The following is a 17,729-nucleotide window of genomic DNA, read 5'->3' as shown; positions in this document are numbered from 1 at the left end:
TGAGGCCGTGCGGAGCCAACTCTCTGGGGTCGTGGTGTGGCCGATCGTCGGCGTGCTGGGGTTGATGCTGACGGTCGAGGAGTGGGACATGTCCGGGCCGTCGGTGGCCGGGGTGCTGGTGGGCGCTGCGGCGGCGTATGCGCTCTGCGGACTGCTCCTCTGGGTGCCCGCCGCCGCGTGGGTCTCTCGTCGCCTGCCGCAGCGGCCGCCGGGGCTGCACGTCGTTCTGTTCGCGGTGCTGGGACTGTTCGCGGTGCTGGGCGCCGTCATCGGCGCGGGGGTCTGCGGGATGCTGGTGCTGGCGTCGGGCAACGCGACGTGGCCCTCCTCACTCGGAGTGGTGGCGCAGAACGCCGTGGCCGCGGGGGTCGCGTCAGTGCTCGGCTGGGTGGTGACGTCCGCCGTCCGGAACCTTCGGGGAGGGTCAGTCGACCCCGGCCGTTAACCCGCGGATGCCAGACTGCGGCTCATGGCCAGAGAAGTGACGGACGAAGAGACCATCGAGCAGATCGTCGACCGCCTGCAGCAGCGGTTCCCGGATCGCCCGCGCGCCGACATCGAGCAGGCGACGCGGGCCGAGTTCACCGAGCTGGCGGGGAGGCCCGTGCGGGACTACCTCGCTATCCTCGTGGAGCGGTCGACGAAGAAGCGGCTGAAGAAGGGTTCGGCGTCGGGATCCGAGGCCCAGGACGCCCCCGGCGCCTGATCTCCCAGGCAGTCGCCCCACCGCGCCCGACGATGTCGGAGTCGGTGAGACCGCGTCACCAGCCGTCGCGCAGGCGACGGGCGCGGAGGGCGCGGCGGCGTTCCCGCCAGGGGAGTGCTGCGATCTCCGCGTCCTCCCGCTCGCGGGCTTCGCGGGCGACGCGACCTCGCTCCTCCCGACGTTCGCGCCACGCCGCGACCTCGGCGTCGACGTCGCGCGTCGCCGTCACCACCGGCGGTCCGCCCTGCAGCTGCCGCCGCGCTTCGATCACACGCCGGTTGAAGTCCCCGAGCAGCTCGCGCACGGCGTGCTCGCCGTGTGTGGCGTCCAGGCGGGCGTCGAGCTCGGCGTCCTCGGTGCGGAGGGTGAGCGCGGGCGGGCCGAGCCCGGTCAGGCGTTCCCGCTCGATCTTCTGCCGGATCCACCAGTCCGGATCGTACGTCCCCCCGAGCCCGGTCAGCGGCTTCCCGGCACCGGGCAGATCGTCGAAGTCGCCCCGGCGCATCGCCTGGGCGATCTGGATCTCGACGTACTGCGCCCGCTGCTCCATCGTCGGTCGCCCGGCGTCGTCGGCCTCGGACTCGTCCGTGTCACCGGTGCCCGTGCGGTAGCGGGCGGCCTTCAGCCGCGGATCGGCGACCCGCCCGTCATCTCGCTTCGACCTGTCCTGCACCACTCGTTCCAGCGTAGAACGATTCCCCATTTCTCGGTCGCGACCCCCATGGCCGCCGCCCAGCCGCCAGCATCGCTCCATGAGCACGGATGCACCCGCACGGCCGCCCGGTCATCGTCGTCACAGAGCGACACATGACGACGAAGAGACGTCACACCGGATGCTCGTGCCACCCACTCGCCTACGGTGACCAGCACGGGCCGACGAGGGCGGCCCCCGACCACGAGGAGAACCCCATGACGAACCGCGTGTGGACGACGCAGCACATCGACCACCGCCGGCGCCTGCACGCCCGCATCGACACCATCGCCGGCCCGTCCCCGGCCGCCGCGGCGCGCCTGCGCCTGGCGCTCTACACCGTGACCCACGAGGCCGACACCGGCGTCCTCGACGCCGAGCTCCTCACGCTGGCACTCGACGAACTCGACGCGGCCCTCACCGCTGCCGCCGTCGGATCGGCCGGCCGCGCCGCCTGACGCTCCTTTCCGCCATCACCCGATCGGCGCCCTGCGCCGCGTGACGGTTGTCACTGAGTGTTCGCTTCAGCGCGCTTCGTCGTCCTGGTCGGCGGTGGGCGGGGTGGCCACTGACGGCGCGTCGGCGGGCGGGGTGGTGTCGTCGAGGAGGTAGGCGCCGGGGGTGGTGTCGGGGCGGAGGCTGCTGCCTCGCGCCGAAGGTGAGCGCGAGGATGCGGTGCCGGGTGCACGGCCGCGGGCGCGGCCCGTCGAGAAGTCGCCGCGTCGGGCGGCTGCGGCCATCCGGATCAGGCGCCACGCCACCACCGCGAAGACGACCAGCACCGCGACGAGCACGATCACCCAGAACGCCACGCCGATGCGGTCGACCCACTCCATGCCCTCAGGCTACCGCCCGCGCCCCACCACGATCGGGGAGCCGCCGACGGGCCCGGCGTCAGCGGAGGTACGCGTTCACGAACAGATCGCCACGGATGGTGCGGAGCGCATCGACCAGCGAGTCGACCAGACGGGCGGTGACGCCCGAGGCCACGATGTCGTGCGGGCCGAGGGGCTGCAGCTTGCCGCAGCGCACCCGCACGACCTCCCAGTCGACGGCGCGGAGCATGCGGTCCTTGCGGCGGTCGGTGTCCTCGCGGGGGCCGACGTGCTCGAGGCCGAAGCGGCCGACGGTGTCGTACTCGATCGCCACCCGCAGCTCGGGGATGACGATGTCCGGCCACACCTCCGTGCGCCCGAAGAACGGCCGGGTCACGGCGACGGCGTTGGCCCGCTCGGGGGAGAGGTCGAGGTCGAACCGCTCGGCGAGGCGGCTCCGCAGCTCGGCCTCGGCGGCCGACGCCGTGCGCGGGGCCCGCGTGCTGTGGAACGCGTCGCCGGCCCGGTGGCGGGGGTCGGTGCGCACGTCCTCGCTCCGCACCTCCGCTCCCGGCATGGCGGGTGGGGGCGGATGCGCGGGCCCGACGCTCTCCGCAGGCGATTCCGGCAGCGGCGGCACCACGAAAGGCGCCACCGCCAGCCGCACGATCCCCGCCCTGGCGCGGCGGGCGGCCGCCCCGACCCCCGGCCCCGCCGGCGGCAGCGGATCGGCCGCCCGCTCCGACCGCGCCGCCGCCCGATACGCCGTGGCCCCGCTGGCCCGCCCGTCCCGGAGTGCCATCCGAGCCCCACCCCCGGCACCCGTTGCGGCTCCTCCAGCGCCCGTCGCCCCACCTCCGGTATCCGTCACCCGCCTGCCGGAATGCTGCGCCCGCGGCAGTGGCCCCGGATCGACACCAGAGAGGGGATACCGTGCCGGGGGCGCGGCGGCCGCCGGCCCGTCGAGGGGGACCGCCGGGCCCGGGAACGGCTTGGGCGGGCGGCGGGGAGCCGCGAGGTCGGAGCAGGTGGGGCACCAGACCGAGCGGCGCCGCTGGCCGCCGCCGGGGCGGGAGCGCTGCTCCGCGGGGGTCGCGATGAAGACATGGCCCGACTCGCACTGCCACGTCAGATAGACGTCCGCCCCCGGCGGCACCTGGGTGAGCGTGATCATGCGGTTCAGATCGGGGTGGTACTGGCGCACGAGCACGGGGTAGCGCGCCCAGTCGTCGCGGTAGGTGCCGACGGCGTAGGGCACGTCGCTGCCCTTCGAGCGCTGGCGTCGCGACCACCAGGCGTCGATGCTCTCGGGCACGCCCGCGCTCCTCTCCGGCCGCCGTGCGCTGCGGCCGCTCCGACCCTACGAGCGACCACCGACATCCGACGCCAGCGCCTCGACCCAGCGGCGGTTGATCGCCTGAGGCCGCCCGCCGAACGACTTGAACAGCCGAACGACTTGAACACGAGCGGAACGGCCGGGTGGATCCTGATGGAGGTGCGCCCGTCGCCCAGCTGACCGTCGTCTTTCCACGAGACCGTGAACGACTCTCCGCGCCGCAGCTTCGCGCCGATCCCGACCTGGAGGTGCGCGATCACCCGATCGTCGAAGCCGACCGTCAACGACGAGTCGGAGATGAGCTTGCCCGCGGGTGTCCTTTCGCGGCCCGCTCGCCGGCGCGTCTGTCCCAGGTTCTCGTGTCCTGCCATGCCGCTCCGACACGGGGCGGGGCTCGACTGCGCCGGTTCGCTTTCCGACCGCCGAGAGCGCACCCGGCACGTCACCATGTCCGCCCCCGCCCGCAGTCGACACCTGTGGCGCGGATCTGGCCAGGCCGGCGGCGGGCCCGCCGTGGCAGGATCGGGGCATGCCCAGACAAACCGTCCACGCGAACGACGCCCCCGCCGCCGTCGGCCCCTACTCGCACGCTGCGACGGGGCGGGGGCGCGAGCTGCTCTACCTCTCGGGTCAGACCCCGATCGACCCGGCGACCGGACGCCTCGTCGACGGTGACGCCGTCGCGCAGACCGAGCGCGTGTTCGCCAACCTCGAACTCGTGCTGACCGCTGCCGGTCGCACGCTGGCCGACGCCGTGAAGGTCAACGTCTACCTCACCTCCATGGAGGACTTCGCGGCGATGAACGGGGTCTACGAGCGGATGCTCGACGCACCGTATCCCGCCCGCACCACCGTCGCCGTGGCCGGTCTGCCGCTCGGCGCCCGCATCGAGATCGAGCTCGTCGCCGCCTGAGCCGCGTCGCACCGCACATCGCACCGGCCACGGCACGCGGCACGCGGCACGCGGAAAAGCTCGTCGCACGCACAACACCGGGCCCACCGCACCGCTCGCCGGTGTCGGAGGCACGCGGTACCGTGCGGGCATGGAGGATCCGAGCGCCGGCTGCGGCGCGGCCGACCCGCGCGGCGGGAGCGGCCGGTGCGCGGGGCCCGTCGTGGTCGAGGCCGGGCTCGGGCTCTGCGAGGAGCATCTGGTGCGGGCAGCCGAGTGGGTGGCGGGAGAGGCGGGGGTCACCGACGTGCTGCCGTCGCCGTGTCCGGCCTGCGGGTCGCGGCTCGGTGTGAAGTGGCCGTCGGGGTGGCTCTGCGCGGTGTGCGAGTGGCGGCTGCACGAGCATCCTGACCCGGATGCGCGGCCGGTGCGGGTCGACGTCGTGTACTACATCCGCTCACGGGGCCGGATCAAGATCGGCACCTCGGCCAATCCGCGCTCACGGCTCTCGCAGCTGCACTACGAGGAGCTCCTCGCGTTCGAGCGCGGCGACCGGCGGCTGGAGCAGCGGCGGCACCAGCAGTTCGCGGCCCACCGCGCGGGGCGGGAGTGGTTCGACGAGCACGACGCGCTGCTGGCGCACATCGACGTGCTGCGCGCCGGCGCGACCGACCCCTGGGACCAGCACCGCCGCTGGCTCAGCGAGGCCGCCGCCCTGGCCGGCCACTGACCCGCCGACGCCCGACGCGCCGCCCGCGCCCCCTACCGCGCCGCCCGCCGCCGCATCAGCACCGTCGCCACCGTCATCGCCACGAGCACCAGCCCCACGAACACCACCAGCGCCACGATCGCCGGCACGAACGCCAGCGCCGCCCCCACCCCGAGCGCCGGCACCGCGAGCCCCGCGTACGCGATCAGGAACACCAGCGCCAGCGTCTCGCCCCGCCGCGCGGGCTCGGCGAGTCCGATGGCCGTGCCGAGTGCTCCCTTGAACAGCAGCCCCACGCCGAGCCCCGCCACCACGCCGCCGATCAGGAACAGCGCCAGCGCGGGCAGCAGCGCCCCGGCCGCGACGAGCACGAGGCCGGACGTGCAGCCGAGGAGGGCGATGGTGAGCTGGGTGCGCATCCGGAGCTTGACCAGGGCCAGCTGACCGAGGGCCGCGGCAGCGAACACCGAGAACGAGACGGCGCCGGCCAGCAGGTGGTCGGGGGAGTCGAAGGTGACCACCAGGAAGGTCGGCGCGAGTGAGGAGAACAGCCCGAACACGGCGAACCCCGAGAAGGCGCCGAACGCGGCGACGGCGAAGGCCCGGCCCGAGCCGGCCGGCACCGAGAGGCGCTGGGGTCGGTACCGGGGGCGGTCGTCGCCGGTGGGCACGTCGACCGTCTCGGGCACGAGCAGCAGGGCGAGGGCCGCGACGATCAGCACGACGAGGAACACCAGGTGCGGCAGCATCAGCGGGTCGGGCAGGAACTCGGCGAACAGCCCGCCGATCAGCGGGCCGAGCGCGAGCCCGCCCAGGTTGGCCGCTCCCGACACCGAGGCCGCCACGATCGTGTTCTCGTCGGGCTTGGCCCGGGCCCGCAGCTCGCCGAGGTGGGCGGTCGCGGTCGCGGTCAGGATGCCGATGCTCGCCCCGTTCACGAAGCGGGCGACCAGGAGCCCCGGCACCTCGGTGAAGAACAGGAACAGCACGGCCGACAGCGCCGACACGAGCACGGCCACGAGGAGCACGCGGCGTCGCCCGAGCCAGTCGCTGACGTGCCCGGCGAGGTAGAGGCTCACCATCACGCCCACGGCGTAGGCGGCGAAGATCATGGTCACCACGAACGGCGGGAAGCCGTCCCGCTGCTCGTACAGCGGATAGAGGGGCGTCGGCACGGTCGAGTACGCCATCACCAGCAGGAAGGTGACCGCGACGATCCAGAAGGCCGGCCCGTGCGAGACCGAGAAGCGGCGCGGCGCAGGGGAGGTGCTCATCCGAAGGTCTCCGAGAGGTAGCGGTGCGCGAAGGTGACGGCCATCGCGCCCTCGCCGACGGCCGACGCGACGCGCTTGACCGAGTTCTGCCGCACGTCGCCGGCCGCGAACGATCCGGGCACGCTCGTCTCGAGGAAGAACGGGTGCCGCTCGAGGGGCCATCCCGCCAGGTCGGCCGCACTGAGGTCGGGCCCGGTCACGAGGTAGCCGAGCCGGTCGCGCACGATCGGCGTGGCCGCCGCCCAGGCCGTGTCGGGTGCGCCGCCCATGCAGACGAAGACCCGCGAGGCGGCGACCTCCTCGCTCGCGCCGGTGCGGCTGTCCTCGAGCGTCAGCCCGGTCAGCGCGTCGTCGCCGTGCAGCTCGGTGATGCGGGTGTCGAGACGGATGTCGACGTTCGGCTGCGCCATCACCCGCGTCGCGAGGTAGCTGGAGAGCGTGGCGCTGAGATCCGCACCGCGCACGAGCATCGTCACCCGGGCGGCGTGGGCGGCGAGGTTCATCACGGCCTGGCCGGCGGAGTTCCCGCCGCCCACCACGAAGACCTGCTCTCCCGCGCACTCCGGAGCCTCGCTCGTGCCGGCGCCGTAGTAGAGGCCGAGGCCGAGCAGCTCGTCCTCCCGGTCGAGGCCGAGGCGCCGCCACTCCACGCCGGTGGCGCAGATGTTGGACCGGGCGATGAGGGTGCTGCCGTCGGCGAGCCGGGCGTGGATGCGGCCGTCGTGGAACTCGCCCTGCACCCCGGCCCGCATCATCAGCAGCTCGGCACCGAACTCGACGGCCTGCTGCCGGGCGCGCTCGGCGAGGTCGGCGCCCGCGATGCCGTGCGGGAAGCCGAGGTAGTTCTCGATCAGGCTGCTGCAGCCGGCCTGACCGCCGACCGCCTCGCGCTCGACCACGACGACCCGCAGGCCCTCCGACGCGGCGTAGACGGCGGCCGACAGCCCCGCGGGGCCGGCACCGTAGATCGACAGGTCGTACTCGGCGAGCTTGGGGGCCTCGACCCAGCCGAGGCGGGTGGCGATCTCGGCGAGGCTGGGGTCGCTCAGCCGGGTGCCGTCGGGCAGGTCGACGACCGGCAGCTGCGCCCCGGCGAGCGGCACGCCGAGGATGCTGCGGCACTGCTCGTCGGTGGCGAGCGTCGTCCAGGTGAAGTCGACCACGCTGCGGGTCAGGAAGTCCCGGATGGCGTAGGCGTCGCGGCTGCGGCGCTCGCCGTACAGGTGCACGATGCGGGGGGCGGTCGGGGTCTGCTCGGTCACGGCGGCCTCTCCTCTCGCGGGCCGGGCCTAGGCCCGGCCGGTCGCTTCCCAGAGCCGGATCAGCTTGAGGCAGAGGTGCAGGGTGCTCCGCTGCATGCCGTCGTCGAGCGCCGCCTTCACGACCTCGGGCATGTTCTCGAGCCGGTAGTACAGCGTCGTGCGGTGGATGTGCAGCAGCTCGCAGGCGTCGCGCACCTGGCCGCAGACGTCGAGGTAGGTCTCGACCGTGGTGCGCTGCAGCGGGTCGCCCTCGACGCAGAGCCGATGGGCGGCCGGCGAGAAGATCGCCAGCTGCCGCCGGTCGCCCACCACGGCGGACAGCATCGCCCAGGCGCCGAGCTCGCCGATGTCGGCGCCGGGGCCGAGGTGCGGCAGGGCCGAGACGATCGCGGCGGCGGTGCAGGCCTGATCGACGGCGTTCTGCAGGTCGTCGTCGGCGCGGTCGTGGTGCGCCGAGCCGATCGCGGCGACGGCCATGCCGTAGCGCTCCGCCTCGCGGCGCACCGTCTCGTCGAGGGCCTCCCGGTCGCCGGCGCGGCCGACGACGATCAGCGCGTCGCCGCACTCGCCGAGGAAGGCGAAGCCGGGGGAGCGCAGGGCGCCGAGGTGCCGGCCGAAGGCGACGCGCTCGACGTGCGAGCGGTCGGGGCCCACCATCACGGCCCGCACGACGGTGCCGGGGCCGCGCTCCAGGAAGCGCTTCGTGACCGCGTCCGAGAAGGCGCGACGGCGCGTGGCCGGGTCGGCCGAGAGCAGGCGCCGCAGCACGGCAGGGCGGCTGGTGCCCTCGCCCGCCCCCTCGCCGTCGGCCGACAGCAGGGCCCGCAGCAGCGAGCCCGCGGCCTCGATGGCGGCGTAGTCGGCGGCGGTGAGGGGCGGCAGGTCGCCGGTGATCAGCCACAGGATGGCCACCGTGCCCGACTCGTCGCGGATCGGCACGGCCAGCCGCTCCCGCCCGCCGAACTCCTCGAGCCCGATCAGCATCGGCTGGCGGGCCGTGTTGACCTGCAGCTCGTCGAGGTAGGCCTGATAGGGCTGGGGGGTGGCGCGCTGCAGGAGGCTCACCGTCCGGATCCGGTCGATCTCGTCGCCCTGCGCGCTCGCGGCGAGCGGACGGTAGGCGAGATCGTTCACCACCACGGAGCGGCCGAGCGATTCGGCGAGTTCGTCGACGACGTCTTGGAGGTTCATGCCCTCAGGCTAGGAAACAGCCCGGGCGGGCGCGTGGCCCTTCCGCTACCACTCAGCCCGCTACCACTCAGCCGAGCAGCGACTCCCAGTCGGCGGGCACGCGCTCCGCCGGCCCCGGCACCGTCTGCGACACGGGGTGGCTCTGCGGGTCGGCCAGCCGCGGCCCGTCGGTGTAGTCCTCCGTCGAGTAGTCCCAGAACCAGTCCTCGCCCGGCTCGAAGCTCTGCATCACCGGATGCCCGGTCTGCCGGTAGTGGGCCGTCGCATGCTTGTTCAGCGAGTCGTCGCAGCATCCCACGTGACCGCAGGCGGCGCAGCGCCGCAGGTGCAGCCACCAGCTGCCCGTCGCCTCGCACTCCACGCACCCGGTACCACTCGGCGGCACCGAGGGATCGATCGCCTGCACCGCTTCGGCCATGACGGCTCCCTTCGTCGGCATGACGCTACGCCACCCGGCCGCCCGTGCGGAAGTCCGGCCGTCGAAGCGCCGTCCGACGATCGTCGCAGGCACACAGGCCAAGGCCGATGCGCGGCCGCGGCACGGCATCGGCGCTGGCTAGGCTGGAGGGGATGTCTCCCCGCCTGCTGTACCGCGCCGTGTCCATCGCCGAAGCCGTCACCTGGACGGCCCTGATCGCCGCCATGGTGGCTCGCTACGCCGCCGGCGCCGAGGTGCCGTTCTTCTTCGCGATCGGGCTCGCGCACGGCACCGTGTTCATCGCCTTCGTCGTGACGACGGTCGTGGTGGGGCTGAACCAGCGCTGGCCGTGGTGGCTGATCGTCGTCGCCGGGCTGACGGCGGTGCCGCCCTACGGCACGCTGGTGATGGACGCGGTACTTGAGCGCCGCCGCCGGCTCGAGGGCGACTGGCGCACGGAGGCGGGCTCCGATCCCCGCGATCGGACGCCGATCGACCGCCTGCTGCGCTGGTTCCTGCGGCACCCGTGGATGTTCGCGGTCGTGCTGGTGGTCGTCGTGGCGGTGCTCACGACGGTGGCCCTGGTGGCCGGCCCTCCGGTCGGCTGAGCGCGCGCGCATCCGCTCGCTCGCCTCACCCGCACCCCCCTCGAATTCCACCCTTTTAGGTCAATCGCTGTTGACCTGATCGTGGTAGGCAAGTAGCAGCGGATTCCCCCGCGGGAAGGATCGGTGATGCGCGAGCTCGTGACCGACGACGTCCCTCGCACCGGCGAGATCCTCGATGGCCGCTACCGTCTGGAGGCCGCCGCCGGCGAGGGTGGCATGGCCACCGTGTACCGCGCGAACGACGAGCTGCTCGGGCGCACCGTCGCCATCAAGGTCTTCCGCCCGGGCGCGACCGAGCCCTCCGAGTCGGGCCGCACGGTCTCCGAGACACGGGTGCTCGCTTCGCTCAACCACCACGCGCTGGTGACCCTCTTCGACGCACGCGTGGAGGAGGGCGGCCTCAGCTACCTCGCGATGGAGTTCGTCGAAGGCCCCACCCTGCGCGGCCGGCTCGCCGACGGGCCCCTGGCTCCCGCCGACGCGGCCGCGATGGCCTTCGACCTCGCCGAGGCGCTGCACGTCGTGCACGAGCGCGGCGTCGTGCACCGCGACATCAAGCCCTCCAACGTGCTGCTCCGCCCGAGCTCGACGCCGGGGCCCGCCTTCCGCGCGAAGCTCGCCGATTTCGGCATCGCCTACCTCATCGACAGCACCCGGGTGACGCTGCCGGGCACCATCATGGGCACCGCCGCGTACCTCAGCCCCGAGCAGGTGCGTGGGGCACCGCCCGCGCCTGCGGCCGACATCTACTCGCTCGGGCTGCTGCTGATCGAGTCGCTGACCGGCCGCCGGGCGTTCCCGCAGACCGGCACGCACGAGTCGCTGATGGCCCGGGTCACCCAGACCCCCGAGATCCCGGGCGACCTCGGCTACGGCTGGAAGTCGCTCCTCAGCGCGATGACGGCACCGCGACCGGATGACCGTCCCACCGCCCTCGACGTGGCCGTCGCCGCGCGGGAGCTGCAGCTCGCGCTGCTCGTGCCCGCCGCCGCCTCGGACGACGACCCGCTCGCGGCGACCGGCGTGATCGAGCTGCCGGCCGCGGCGACGGAGGCGGGAATCGCGACCGCGCCCCTCATCGCCGCGCCCATGGACGCGGCGCCCCCCGTGGCCGCACCCGTCGTCTCCCTCGCCGAGCTCGACGTGGAGTCCGCACTCGACCGCACCGTGGCGATGGAGCTGCCGACCCGGCGCATCCAGCGCCGCGCCGAGCGTCGGCGCCCGAAGGTCGTGGCCCTGGCGATCGCGGTGCCGGGCGCCCTGGCGATCGGCGTGCTCGCCGTGCTGATCGGGCTCGGCGCGGCCGGCGGTTCGGTCGCCCCCACGGCGCCTCCCGTGGTGGAGTCGTCCACTCCGGCCACGGTCGAGGAAACGCCCGCAGAGCAGACCCCGGTGGAGCCCGTCACCGAGTCCGACACCGGCGGCGACACGACTCCGGTCGTCGAGGAGCCGGCCCCGGTGGAGGAGCCCGCGCCGGTCGAGCAGGAGCCCGCCCCGGTCGAGGAGCCCCAGCCCGGCAACGGGAACGGCAACAGCGGCCCGGGCAACAGCAATGGCAACGGAAACGGCAACGGCAACAGCGGCCCCGGCAACAGCAACGGCAACGGCAACAGCGGCCCCGGCAACAACAACGGCAACGGAAACGGCAATGGCAGATAGCAGCACCCCCCGGCCCCTCCGCAAGGCCACCCGTTCGATCGTGGTGAAGGCCCCGCTCTCGGCCGCCTACAAGCAGTGGGTCGACCTGGAGTCCTTCCCCGACTTCCTCGAGCCGGTGTCCTCGGTCGCGGTGACCTCCGAGACCTACAGCCACTGGGTGCTCTCGGTCGGCCGCATCACGCGCGAGTTCGACGCCGAGATCCTCGAGCAGATCCCCGACGACCACCTCTCCTGGCGCACCATCGGCGGAGACCTGGCCTTCACCGGCCGGGCCGACTTCGCCGCGGTCGACGACGACTCGACGCGCGTGACGCTCTCGGTCTCCTGGGAGCCGCACACCGCCGCCGAGCGCGCCGCCGCGACCGTGGGCATCGACGCCCGGGTGATCGCCTCGGCGCTCCGCTCCTACGCGAAGCACCTCGTCTCGACCGGGGGCCCCAAGGGTCGATCGCACGTGACCATCAAGTCGGTCGACCGCGACGACCCGCCGCCCGCGAACGCCGAGCGCGTCTAGCGCGCCTGACGCTCAGGCCGGAGCAGCCGCCCCGCCCTCAGTCGTGCAGGTGATCGCCCGGCACGCCCGGGTCGTGGGGCTCTCCGACGAGCTGCAGCCCCTGGGGCGAGTTGGCGGTGACCATCAGTGCCTCGACCCAGGCCCGGTTGACGGCCGGCTGGCGCCCGCCGTAGAACTTGAACGTCAGCGGGATGTGGGGGTGCAACCAGATCACGGTGCGGCCGTCGCCGTTGCTCGGGTCGTCCTTCCATGAGAAGAAGAACGCCTCGCCGCGGCGCAGCTTCGCACCGATGACGAGCTGGAGGTGGGCCAGCACCCGGTCTTCGAAGTCGACCGTGAAGGTCGAGTCGTACACGATCTTTCCCATGCCCGGCAACCTCCCTGGCTGTCCACTCTCCTCTGGTCCCGGGCATTCTGCAAGCGGGTGGAACTCCTGATCACGCGACCAGACGGGTGCGGGCGAGATGAGCGGATGCGCGTCCCGCCGCCCGCCAGCGCACCGACGGTCCGCGGGCGATCCGCTGTCGCAGTCCGTCCAGCGCGCGGGCGAGCAGCCGCGACACCTGCATCTGCGTGACACCCAGCTCGGAGGCGATCTCCTGCTGGGTCAGGTCCTCGAAGAAGCGCAGGTAGATGATCCGCCGCTGCTGCTCCGGGAGCTCCCGGCAGGCGTACGCGATCGTGGCGGCCGTCTCGGCGTGGCCGATCTCGTCGCCTGCGGAGGGGATGACGTCGGAGAGCCGCACGCCCTCGTCGTCGCCCACCGCGCGGTCGAGCGACGCCGGGAACAGGGTCGTGCTGGACGCCAGCGCTTCGAGCACCTCGTCGACGCCGCAGTCGAGCTCCTGGGCGAGCTCGGCGGGCCCCGGGGCCCGGCCGAGCCGCTGGGTCAGCCGCGGCACCGCCTCCCGCACGCGCCCGTGCAGCTCCTGGATGCGGCGCGGCGGCCGGATGATCCAGCCGTTGTCGCGCAGGTGCCGCTTGATCTCGCCCGCGACGGTGGGCACGGCGAACGAGGCGAAGTTCTCGCCTCGCTCCGGGTCGAAACGCTGCGCCGCCTTCACCAGACCGACGTAGGCGACCTGCAGCAGGTCCTCGTTCTGGTTCGCTCCGGCGCTCGGCCGGAAGTACCGGCGGGCGACGGCCTGGGCCAGCGCGAGATGGCCGAGGACCAGCTGCTCGACGGCCGGCGCGTCGAGGGTCGGCGCGTCGAGGGTCGGCGAGGCCGGAGCCGGGGAGAGTCGGAGTCGTGTCATGAACTCGGTCTACGGCCGCACCGTGGGCCCGAGAACACCCTTGACTCCTTCTCCCCACTGCTCTAAGAGCCCGCCGGCTACGAGCCCGACAGCGCCTCGCTCACCGCGGTCGGCGCGTCGTACTCCCGGTCGGGCAGCCCGCGCAGCGCCTCGAGCACGGTGTCGTCGGCTCCGGACTGCTCGGCCTTCGCCACGATGTCGTCCTTCGAGGCGGGGTAGTCGAGGCCGCCGAGGTGCTTCTGCACCTGGATCGGGTTGGGGGTGTCGGACATGGTGTCTCCTTCTCTCATCTGTTCTGTCATCTCTCGGGGTCTGTCATCTCTCTGGGTCTGTCATCTCTCGGGGTCTGTCATCCCACGGGGTCGGTCATCCCTCGGGATCGGCGGGCGCGAAGACCACGTCGAACAGGTCGACCGGCCGGTGCGGGATGGTCGTCGGCGCCTCGAGGTGCACGGCGCCCGACGGCAGCACGCCCGCCCCGCCCCAGCGCTCCATCACCCGCCACTCCGCCGCGACGTCCTCGCCGGAGTGCACCGGCGGGGCGTCGCGCCAGAAGTCGAAGCCCCCCGCCTCCCGCAGCCGGGCGGTGTCGTAGAGCACGCAGCCGCCCAGCCAGGCGATCCGGTAGAGCACGACGTCCTCGTCGTCCAGATCCAGGTCGGCGGCCAGGTGGGCGAGGTTCGCCGCGTTGTGCAGCGAGAGGCGGTCGAAGCCCACGGCCCCGCGCCGCATGGTCTCCGGATGCACCGCCCCCCGCCACGGCTCGAACGAGGCCCGCTCGTGCGGCCGCGCATCCGCCAGGTACGACAGGCCCTGGGGTGCCGCACCGACGAACCCGGCACCGCTCGCCCAAAGCGCCCCGTGCAGTCGCGCCAGCTGGCCGGGCTCGAGCCAGACGTCGTCGTCGAGGAAGAGGACGGCCGGCGCCCGGGCGGCGTCGAGGAGGAACTGCCGCTGCTCCGCCATGCCGCGCCGGGGGACGTGGTGCTCGAGCCGCACCGGGCGTCCCTGCGCGGCGAGCACCCGCACCATCGCCTGCACGGCCGGCGCCCGCGCGGAGCTGAAGTCGTCGGACTGGTCGCTGACCACCACGCCGAACGGCGGGTCGTCCTGGGCGGCGAGCCCGGCGAGGGTCACCGCGAGCTCGGCCACGCGGCCGACCGTCGGGATGAGCACGTCGATCTCGGGGGCGGGCGGTTCCGCCGGCCGGCCCCAGCGCGCCGAGCCCCGGCGGCTGCCGCCGCTCACGAGGGCACCGCCGGGCCGGTGCCGGTGCGGATGCGGTCGACCAGGGCCGTCGTGGAGTGCTCGGGAACGTAGTCGAGCATCACCACCTGGCCGCCGTAGGCCCGCACGATTGCGGCCTCCTCGAGCATCTCGGGGGTGTAGTCGCCGCCCTTGGCGTAGACGTCGGGATGCACGGCCTCGAGCAGCGCCGCCGGGGTGTCCTCCGAGAAGGCGACGACGTGGTCGACGCTGCCGAGCGCGGCGAGCACGGCCGCCCGGTCGGCGAGCGGATTGACCGGTCGGCCCTCGCCCTTCAGCCGGCGCACCGAGTCGTCGTCGTTCAGCGCGACGACGAGCACGTCGCCGCGCTGGGCGGCCTGACGCAGGTAGCTGGTGTGCCCCCGGTGCAGCACGTCGAAGCAGCCGTTGGTGAAGACGATGCGCCGCCCGGCGGCCCGATCGGCCGCCAGTGCCCGCACGAGACCGCGCGCGTCCAGCAGCTCGGGCGAGCTGCGGGCGACCGAGCGCTCGAGCTCTTGGGAGTCGCAGACCGAGGTGCCGTACTGCTGCACCACGATGTCCGCGGCCGCCTGGGCGAGGTCGGTGGCCAGGGCGAGCGGTGCGCCGCAGACGACCGCCAGGGTGAGGGCCGCCGCGAAGGTGTCGCCGGCACCGGAGGCCTGCTGCTCGAGGCTCGGCCGGGCGGTCGTGCGGTGCACGGGCGCGCCGGGCTGGAGCAGCACGGCGCCGTCGCGGTCGAGGGTCGTGACGACCGCCCCGGCGCCGGAGGCGGCGAAGAGCTCCGCGGCCAGCGCGGTCGCCGCCTCCAGCCGGTCGGAGTCGGGGTCGCCGAGGGCGCGCAGCTGCTCGGCCGACTCCGGCCGCCGTCCCGCTGCCGCCAGGGCGCGCACGGCCTCCGCGGCGTTCGGGGTGACGACGTCGGCGCCGAGACCGGCCCAGGCCGCGATGTCATGGGCATCCACGACCGTGAGCGCGGGCCGGCTGTCCCGCCCGACGAGGGCCGAGCGCACGCGGTCGCCGAGGAGGCCTGTTCCGTAGTCGCAGACGATCTCGGCCTCGGCGCCGGAGCGCGCATCCGTCGCCGCCCGCACGGCCGCCACGAACCGCTCGAGAACCTCGGGCGTCGGCAGCGGGGCGTGCCGGTCGCTCCGCACGAGGATCTGGTCGCTGCCGACCACCCGGGTCTTCGTCGTGGTGGTGGCGCCCGGATGCTCGATCAGTCCGCTCGTGTCGACACCCGCCTGCTGCAGAAGGAGTGCGAGCTCCCGCCCCGCCTCGTCGTCGCCCAGCACGGTCACCAGCCGCACCCGGGCACCGAGGGCCGCGAGGTTGACGGCGGTGTTCGCCGCCCCACCCGGGCAGGAGCGGGTCTCGTCGACGTCGACCACGGGCACGGGGGCCTCACGGCTCATCCGCCGGGCGGGGCCGCGCCACCACCGGTCGAGGATGACCTCGCCCACCACCGTCACCCGCGGCGCGCGAGCCCGGATGAGGGCCGGCAGCTCGGCGAGGGCGAGCCCGGGCCCGACTCCGTGCCCGACTCCAGCCCCGGCCCCGACTCCAGCCCCGACCCGCGCCCCGCGCTCGGCCGCGGCCGTCATCGCGGCGTCCCGATGTGCACGACCTTCGTCAGGGTGAGCTCGTCGAGCAGTCCGGGGCCGTAGCCGAAGCCGCTGCCGCTCGCCTTGCGCGGCTCGGCGGAGCCTCCGGGGGCGCCGCCGAACACGTCGTTGACCTTGACCGTGCCGACGGTGAGCTGCTCGGCCGCCTGCTGCGCGTGCTCCATCGACGGCGTCAGCACCACGGCCGAGAGTCCGTAACGGTCGTCGTCGGCGAGCCGCAGGCCCTCGGCGAAGGACCGGACGATCTGAACCGGGGCCACCGGCCCGAAGGTCTCCTCCTGCATCACCGTCATGCCGGGGCGGCAGCCCGTCAGCACGGTGGCCGGGTAGAACGAGCCGGGGCCGGCCGGCACCTCGCCGCCCACCAGGGCCGTCGCACCGGTCTGCACGGCGTCGACGACCTGCTCGTGCACGGCCTGCCGCATCCGCTCGTCGACCAGGGGGCCGAGCGCGCCCGAGCGGTTCAGTTCGCCCGCCCGCTCGACCAGTGCTGTCACGAACGTCTCGGCGACGGCCTCGTGCACGTAGATGCGCTCCACGGCGGTGCAGAGCTGGCCGGTGTTCGTGAAGGCGGCGATGGCGGCCCGCTCGGCGGCCCAGCGCGGGTCGACGCCCTCGTCGACGATCAGGGCGTCGTTGCCGCCGTTCTCCCGCACGACGTGGGCGCCGGTCAGGGCGGCGGCCCGGGCGATCCGCTCCCCGGTGGCGCTCGATCCCACGTGGGCCACGGTCGAGACGGCCGGATGCGCGATCAGCCGGGCCCCGGTCGAGCCGTCGCCCGACACCGACACCAGCACGTCGCGGGGGAACGCCGAGGCCAGCACCTCCCCGAGCCGGCTGCCGAGGTGCGGGCACCGCTCGCTCGGCTTGTGCACCACGGTGTTGCCGGTCACCAGTGCGGCGCCGATCAGGCCGACGGCGACCGCCACCGGATCGTTCCACGGGGTGAGCACCGCGACGACGCCCCGGGGCTCGGGCACCGTGTAGTCGATGGCGCCCGATCCGCCGCGCAGGGTGCGGCCGGTGTGCAGCGGGCCGAGCTCGGCGTACTGCACGAGCGTCGACACCCCGGCTCGCACGCCCTCGAGCGCCTGCTCGAGCGGGCGGCCCGTCTCGCGGTGGTTCAGTTCGGCCAGCTCGAGCTCGCTCTCGGCGAGCAGTTCCGCGGCGTTGGCCAGCGTGCGCCCCCGGTCGGCGGGGGAGATCCGGCGCCAGCCCGGCAGGGCGGCCGCCACCCGGTCGACGGCGGCCGTCAGCTCCTCGTCGGTGGTGAAGTCGACCCAGCCGACGAGGGCACCGGTGCGCGGGTCGGTGATGGCGACCTCGCCGCCGGCTGCGGCTGATCCGGCGGCAGCCGATCCGGCGGCTGGCACCGTGGCCGGCGTCGTGAGCGGGGTGACGGTGTCGCTGTCGAACTGCATGCGTCCTCCTCGGTGCCGCGGGGGCCGGTGCCGCAGGGCTGATGCCGCGCGGAGCCGTCTCGGTGCCGCGCGGTGCCATGCCTGCGGCGCGGTCACCCGTGCTGTAC

General features: G+C 73.9%; 22 protein-coding genes. 8 read left to right on the top strand and 14 right to left on the bottom strand.

Features of this window, described 5'->3' with window-relative positions; translation table 11 throughout:
• Positions 1-7: 7 nt before the first annotated feature.
• Positions 8-445, top strand: coding sequence for a hypothetical protein (locus tag BJ984_RS14810; protein ID WP_179548653.1), 438 nt, complete (start codon positions 8-10; stop codon positions 443-445).
• 24 nt (positions 446-469) lie between these two features.
• Positions 470-706, top strand: coding sequence for a three-helix bundle dimerization domain-containing protein (locus BJ984_RS14805; RefSeq protein WP_179548652.1), 237 nt, complete (start codon positions 470-472; stop codon positions 704-706).
• 55 nt (positions 707-761) lie between these two features.
• On the opposite strand, the gene BJ984_RS14800 is transcribed toward BJ984_RS14805, so the two are convergent.
• Positions 762-1,382: a DnaJ family domain-containing protein gene (locus tag BJ984_RS14800; RefSeq protein WP_373877438.1), complete on the bottom strand. Its 621-nt coding sequence runs from the start codon at positions 1,380-1,382 to the stop codon at positions 762-764.
• Positions 1,383-1,615: 233 nt separating this feature from the next.
• Here BJ984_RS14800 and BJ984_RS14795 point away from each other — a divergent pair, with 233 nt between their 5' ends.
• Positions 1,616-1,855, top strand: a complete 240-nt coding sequence (locus tag BJ984_RS14795) for a hypothetical protein (RefSeq protein ID WP_179548650.1) — start codon at positions 1,616-1,618, stop codon at positions 1,853-1,855.
• 66 nt (positions 1,856-1,921) lie between these two features.
• On the opposite strand, the gene BJ984_RS14790 is transcribed toward BJ984_RS14795, so the two are convergent.
• Genes BJ984_RS14790 through BJ984_RS19225 form a run of 3 tightly spaced genes read right to left on the bottom strand, consistent with a single transcriptional unit; the run spans position 1,922 to position 3,919 of the window.
• Positions 1,922-2,233, bottom strand: a complete 312-nt coding sequence (locus BJ984_RS14790) for a hypothetical protein (protein WP_179548649.1) — start codon at positions 2,231-2,233, stop codon at positions 1,922-1,924.
• 58 nt (positions 2,234-2,291) lie between these two features.
• Entirely contained in the window at positions 2,292-3,470 is a 1,179-nt protein-coding gene (locus tag BJ984_RS19125; protein ID WP_444979740.1) for a zinc-ribbon domain-containing protein, read from the bottom strand.
• Positions 3,392-3,919 (bottom strand): DUF7882 family protein, encoded by a 528-nt coding sequence (locus tag BJ984_RS19225; protein ID WP_476729754.1) that lies wholly within the window; start codon positions 3,917-3,919, stop codon positions 3,392-3,394. The genes BJ984_RS19125 and BJ984_RS19225 overlap by 79 nt, the downstream gene beginning before the upstream one ends.
• A 158-nt stretch (positions 3,920-4,077) precedes the next feature.
• On the opposite strand from BJ984_RS19225, the gene BJ984_RS14780 reads away from it, so the two are divergent.
• The gene (locus BJ984_RS14780; RefSeq protein ID WP_179548647.1) at positions 4,078-4,461 is read left to right on the top strand and encodes a Rid family detoxifying hydrolase; all 384 of its coding nucleotides are present in this window, start codon (positions 4,078-4,080) and stop codon (positions 4,459-4,461) included.
• A 130-nt stretch (positions 4,462-4,591) separates the two neighbouring features.
• Positions 4,592-5,170 (top strand): GIY-YIG nuclease family protein, encoded by a 579-nt coding sequence (locus tag BJ984_RS14775; protein WP_179548646.1) that lies wholly within the window; start codon positions 4,592-4,594, stop codon positions 5,168-5,170.
• A 32-nt stretch (positions 5,171-5,202) separates the two neighbouring features.
• Here BJ984_RS14775 and BJ984_RS14770 read toward each other — a convergent pair whose 3' ends face one another.
• The 4 genes from BJ984_RS14770 to BJ984_RS14755 all read right to left on the bottom strand — a co-directional run bounded on the left by BJ984_RS14770 (position 5,203) and on the right by BJ984_RS14755 (position 9,315).
• Positions 5,203-6,423 (bottom strand): MFS transporter, encoded by a 1,221-nt coding sequence (locus BJ984_RS14770; RefSeq protein WP_179548645.1) that lies wholly within the window; start codon positions 6,421-6,423, stop codon positions 5,203-5,205.
• Positions 6,420-7,685, bottom strand: a complete 1,266-nt coding sequence (locus tag BJ984_RS14765; protein WP_179548644.1) for an NAD(P)/FAD-dependent oxidoreductase — start codon at positions 7,683-7,685, stop codon at positions 6,420-6,422. Before BJ984_RS14765 ends, BJ984_RS14770 begins: the two co-directional genes overlap by 4 nt.
• A 27-nt stretch (positions 7,686-7,712) precedes the next feature.
• Positions 7,713-8,876 carry a helix-turn-helix domain-containing protein gene (locus BJ984_RS14760; protein ID WP_179548643.1) on the bottom strand — a complete coding sequence of 388 codons (1,164 nt, stop codon included), beginning with the start codon at positions 8,874-8,876 and terminating at the stop codon, positions 7,713-7,715.
• Between the two features lie 67 nt (positions 8,877-8,943).
• Positions 8,944-9,315 (bottom strand): UBP-type zinc finger domain-containing protein, encoded by a 372-nt coding sequence (locus BJ984_RS14755; protein ID WP_246306472.1) that lies wholly within the window; start codon positions 9,313-9,315, stop codon positions 8,944-8,946.
• A 131-nt stretch (positions 9,316-9,446) separates the two neighbouring features.
• On the opposite strand from BJ984_RS14755, the gene BJ984_RS14750 reads away from it, so the two are divergent.
• From BJ984_RS14750 to BJ984_RS14740, 3 genes are all read left to right on the top strand, one after another.
• On the top strand, positions 9,447-9,902 hold the full coding sequence (locus tag BJ984_RS14750) for a DUF3817 domain-containing protein (protein WP_179548642.1): 456 nt from the start codon (positions 9,447-9,449) through the stop codon (positions 9,900-9,902).
• Between the two features lie 126 nt (positions 9,903-10,028).
• The gene (locus BJ984_RS14745) at positions 10,029-11,561 is read left to right on the top strand and encodes a serine/threonine-protein kinase (RefSeq protein ID WP_179548641.1); all 1,533 of its coding nucleotides are present in this window, start codon (positions 10,029-10,031) and stop codon (positions 11,559-11,561) included.
• Complete coding sequence (locus BJ984_RS14740) at positions 11,551-12,075, top strand: SRPBCC family protein (RefSeq protein WP_179548640.1); 525 nt, start codon at positions 11,551-11,553, stop codon at positions 12,073-12,075. Before BJ984_RS14745 ends, BJ984_RS14740 begins: the two co-directional genes overlap by 11 nt.
• Positions 12,076-12,112: 37 nt before the next feature.
• On the opposite strand, the gene BJ984_RS14735 is transcribed toward BJ984_RS14740, so the two are convergent.
• From BJ984_RS14735 to BJ984_RS14710, 6 genes are all read right to left on the bottom strand, one after another.
• Positions 12,113-12,442: a DUF7882 family protein gene (locus BJ984_RS14735; RefSeq protein WP_179548639.1), complete on the bottom strand. Its 330-nt coding sequence runs from the start codon at positions 12,440-12,442 to the stop codon at positions 12,113-12,115.
• Positions 12,443-12,512: 70 nt separating this feature from the next.
• Positions 12,513-13,331, bottom strand: a complete 819-nt coding sequence (locus BJ984_RS14730; RefSeq protein WP_179548638.1) for a sigma-70 family RNA polymerase sigma factor — start codon at positions 13,329-13,331, stop codon at positions 12,513-12,515.
• 77 nt (positions 13,332-13,408) lie between these two features.
• Positions 13,409-13,603, bottom strand: coding sequence for a DUF2795 domain-containing protein (locus BJ984_RS14725; protein ID WP_179548637.1), 195 nt, complete (start codon positions 13,601-13,603; stop codon positions 13,409-13,411).
• Between the two features lie 94 nt (positions 13,604-13,697).
• On the bottom strand, positions 13,698-14,579 hold the full coding sequence (locus BJ984_RS14720; protein ID WP_179548636.1) for a glycosyltransferase family 2 protein: 882 nt from the start codon (positions 14,577-14,579) through the stop codon (positions 13,698-13,700).
• Entirely contained in the window at positions 14,576-16,180 is a 1,605-nt protein-coding gene (gene rfaE2, locus BJ984_RS14715) for a D-glycero-beta-D-manno-heptose 1-phosphate adenylyltransferase (protein WP_179548635.1), read from the bottom strand. Before rfaE2 ends, BJ984_RS14720 begins: the two co-directional genes overlap by 4 nt.
• The gene (locus BJ984_RS14710) at positions 16,177-17,622 is read right to left on the bottom strand and encodes an aldehyde dehydrogenase family protein (RefSeq protein WP_179548634.1); all 1,446 of its coding nucleotides are present in this window, start codon (positions 17,620-17,622) and stop codon (positions 16,177-16,179) included. Before BJ984_RS14710 ends, rfaE2 begins: the two co-directional genes overlap by 4 nt.
• Positions 17,623-17,729: the final 107 nt, after the last annotated feature.

The sequence above is a fragment of the Herbiconiux flava genome (genome assembly GCF_013409865.1).
Taxonomy (GTDB): Bacteria; Actinomycetota; Actinomycetes; order Actinomycetales; family Microbacteriaceae; genus Herbiconiux; species Herbiconiux flava.
The sequence above is the reverse complement of the archived record's forward strand: the minus strand, read 5'-3'. Positions and strand labels throughout refer to the sequence as shown.

Excerpts from the sequence above, each read along its gene's own strand:
- BJ984_RS14730 (WP_179548638.1), bottom strand. The coding sequence starts at position 13,331 with ATGACACGACTCCGACTCTCCCCGGCTCCGGCCTCGCCGACCCTCGAC.
- BJ984_RS14750 (WP_179548642.1), top strand. The coding sequence starts at position 9,447 with ATGTCTCCCCGCCTGCTGTACCGCGCCGTGTCCATCGCCGAAGCCGTC.
- BJ984_RS19225 (WP_476729754.1), bottom strand. The coding sequence starts at position 3,919 with ATGGCAGGACACGAGAACCTGGGACAGACGCGCCGGCGAGCGGGCCGC.
- BJ984_RS14735 (WP_179548639.1), bottom strand. The coding sequence starts at position 12,442 with ATGGGAAAGATCGTGTACGACTCGACCTTCACGGTCGACTTCGAAGAC.
- BJ984_RS14755 (WP_246306472.1), bottom strand. The coding sequence starts at position 9,315 with ATGCCGACGAAGGGAGCCGTCATGGCCGAAGCGGTGCAGGCGATCGAT.
- BJ984_RS14770 (WP_179548645.1), bottom strand. The coding sequence starts at position 6,423 with ATGAGCACCTCCCCTGCGCCGCGCCGCTTCTCGGTCTCGCACGGGCCG.
- BJ984_RS14745 (WP_179548641.1), top strand. The coding sequence starts at position 10,029 with ATGCGCGAGCTCGTGACCGACGACGTCCCTCGCACCGGCGAGATCCTC.
- BJ984_RS14790 (WP_179548649.1), bottom strand. The coding sequence starts at position 2,233 with ATGGAGTGGGTCGACCGCATCGGCGTGGCGTTCTGGGTGATCGTGCTC.
- BJ984_RS14805 (WP_179548652.1), top strand. The coding sequence starts at position 470 with ATGGCCAGAGAAGTGACGGACGAAGAGACCATCGAGCAGATCGTCGAC.
- BJ984_RS14725 (WP_179548637.1), bottom strand. The coding sequence starts at position 13,603 with ATGTCCGACACCCCCAACCCGATCCAGGTGCAGAAGCACCTCGGCGGC.
- BJ984_RS14760 (WP_179548643.1), bottom strand. The coding sequence starts at position 8,876 with ATGAACCTCCAAGACGTCGTCGACGAACTCGCCGAATCGCTCGGCCGC.
- BJ984_RS14740 (WP_179548640.1), top strand. The coding sequence starts at position 11,551 with ATGGCAGATAGCAGCACCCCCCGGCCCCTCCGCAAGGCCACCCGTTCG.
- rfaE2 (WP_179548635.1), bottom strand. The coding sequence starts at position 16,180 with ATGACGGCCGCGGCCGAGCGCGGGGCGCGGGTCGGGGCTGGAGTCGGG.
- BJ984_RS14795 (WP_179548650.1), top strand. The coding sequence starts at position 1,616 with ATGACGAACCGCGTGTGGACGACGCAGCACATCGACCACCGCCGGCGC.
- BJ984_RS14710 (WP_179548634.1), bottom strand. The coding sequence starts at position 17,622 with ATGCAGTTCGACAGCGACACCGTCACCCCGCTCACGACGCCGGCCACG.
- BJ984_RS14780 (WP_179548647.1), top strand. The coding sequence starts at position 4,078 with ATGCCCAGACAAACCGTCCACGCGAACGACGCCCCCGCCGCCGTCGGC.
- BJ984_RS14775 (WP_179548646.1), top strand. The coding sequence starts at position 4,592 with ATGGAGGATCCGAGCGCCGGCTGCGGCGCGGCCGACCCGCGCGGCGGG.